The sequence below is a fragment of the Streptomyces sp. NPDC002845 genome (assembly GCF_053591955.1).
The window spans coordinates 1-1,896 of sequence record NZ_JBSFUU010000154.1 but is presented as its reverse complement, the minus strand read 5'-3'; the positions used below and the strand labels follow the sequence as shown (position 1 = coordinate 1,896).

The following is a 1,896-nucleotide window of genomic DNA, read 5'->3' as shown; positions in this document are numbered from 1 at the left end:
TGCTGGGCCCCGACGCCCCCGACACCCTCACCACCCGGAGCAACCTCGCCACCATGCGGGGGCGGGCGGGGGATGCGGCCGGAGCCGCGCAGGCCTTCGCCGAGCTGCTGGAGCACATGGTGCGGGTGCTGGGCCCCGACGCCCCCGACACCCTCACCACCCGGAGCAACCTCGCCACCATGCGGGGGCGGGCGGGGGATGCGGCCGGAGCCGCGCAGGCCTACGAGCAACTTTGTGTTGCTCGCCGTCGACTCATGGGTGAGGACCATCCCGCTACATTTGCCGCTTGGGGCAGCTTCGCCCACTGGCGGGGGGAGGCGGGGGATGCGGCCGGGGCTGTCACCGTGACCGAGCAACTGCTGGAGCACATGGTGCGGGCGCTGGGCGAGGACCATCCTCACTTGCGGGTTATTCGACACAACCTCGCCCACTGGCGGAAGGAGGCGCAGAGGGCATCCAGGGCGTCGGGTAACGATCGTTCATGAGACACCAAGATCACCTCTGCGTTCCCGCAGGTCGCGGCTGTCACGCATGCCGTGTACGCGCCTATGTAACGCTCACCCTCCTTCGCGATACATTCTGGCGATGAGAATCGGCATCGCCCGCGTCAGTACACGCGATCAGCACCCCGAAGCCCAGGAGGATGCTCTCCGGGTGGCCGGCTGCGAGAAGGTCTTCACCGACAAGGCGTCCGGCAAGCTCGCACGCCGCCCGAACTCGACAAGGCCCTCCTCGTCGCCCGCGAAGGCGACCAACTCGTGGTCACCAAGCTCGACCGGCTCGGCCGCTCCCTGGAGAACCTCATCGAGCTCTCCAAAGAACTTCAGGCACGCGGCGTGGACCTGGTCGTCCTGGACCAGGGGATCGACACCTCAACCGCCCTCGGCCGCATGTTCTTCCAGATCCTCGGCGCCATCGCCGAGTTCGAGCACGCCCTGATGTCCGAACGCACCAGGGACGGCCTGGCCGCCGCCCGCGCCCGCGGCCGTACCGGTGGCCAGAAACCCAAACTCGGCCCCCGCCAGGTCAAACTCGCCCGCGAGATGTACGACTCCGGCGACTACACCGTCCAGCAGATCGCCAACGAATTCGGCGTCGCCCGCCCCACCATCTACCGTCACCTCAGCAAGGTTCCCAGCCAGCCCGAGGGAACCGCGTAGCGCGCATCACCGCAGTTCAGAGGCCACTCTGTTGGTTTTTCCGCGGAAACTACCGGGCCCCCTTCTACGACTGCAACTCACCTCTTACAGTCGCCGCTTGCCGCCTCTCAACGGCCGGTTCCTGGACTCCGGCAGAGCGATCCATCATCCGGAGCTGATACCTGACGAGACATCAACCAGGGGTTCACTCATCGTTCGCCCGTCCAGCCTTCCCCTTCACCTGTGGTCCCCAGATGGCATGGGCACCCTTGGGCTTGACCCCCTGAGCTCCGCACCCCGCAGTTACCCGCGACGCACGTCAGGGTGGGGACAGACCCTGGACACTGGTCCGGAACTACACCTTCAACGTCGAACCTCCACTCGGTGTGTTCACTCGTATCGTGCGCCTTCGTGTCGCACGGTGGATGGTGCCTTCCACGCCGGCGCGGGCCGCGTAGCGGTCCTTCCACTCGTCGGTGGACTGCTCCGCTCGGACGCGTTCCAACACCGCGTCCTGTTCCTGAGGCCGGACAGTCAGCTGCCGCCCGTACTGGGTGGATCTGGTGCACTGATCGCGCACCGGGCAGGGCGCGCAGGTGGCGGTCGCGAAGCGGATGCGGATCGCGTCCCGGCCGTTGTTGTCCACACCCTCCGTCCAATACCTGCTGGTGGCGCCGGTCGGGCAAAGTGCGTGTTTGGCCTGCCAGTTGATGGTGAAGGCGGACTTGCCGAAGCCTCCGCCCGATGCCGACTGCCG

At 67.0% G+C, this 1,896-nt stretch carries 3 protein-coding genes and 1 pseudogene; 3 read left to right on the top strand and 1 reads right to left on the bottom strand.

The window, feature by feature from the left end; all coding sequences use genetic code 11:
* The 3 genes and pseudogenes from ACWD3C_RS46925 to ACWD3C_RS46915 all read left to right on the top strand — a co-directional run.
* A partial coding sequence (locus tag ACWD3C_RS46925; RefSeq protein ID WP_451154681.1) for a tetratricopeptide repeat protein occupies window positions 1-485 on the top strand: 485 nt, incomplete at its 5' end.
* A 46-nt stretch (window positions 486-531) separates the two neighbouring features.
* Window positions 532-929, top strand: a pseudogene (locus tag ACWD3C_RS46920) (recombinase family protein); the annotation flags it as partial.
* Between the two features lie 9 nt (window positions 930-938).
* The gene (locus tag ACWD3C_RS46915; protein WP_451154693.1) at window positions 939-1,160 is read left to right on the top strand and encodes a helix-turn-helix domain-containing protein; all 222 of its coding nucleotides are present in this window, start codon (window positions 939-941) and stop codon (window positions 1,158-1,160) included.
* Between the two features lie 334 nt (window positions 1,161-1,494).
* Here the strand turns inward: ACWD3C_RS46915 and ACWD3C_RS46910 are convergent.
* Window positions 1,495-1,896 (bottom strand): transposase (locus ACWD3C_RS46910; RefSeq protein ID WP_451154679.1); only part of this gene is annotated, 402 nt, incomplete at its 5' end.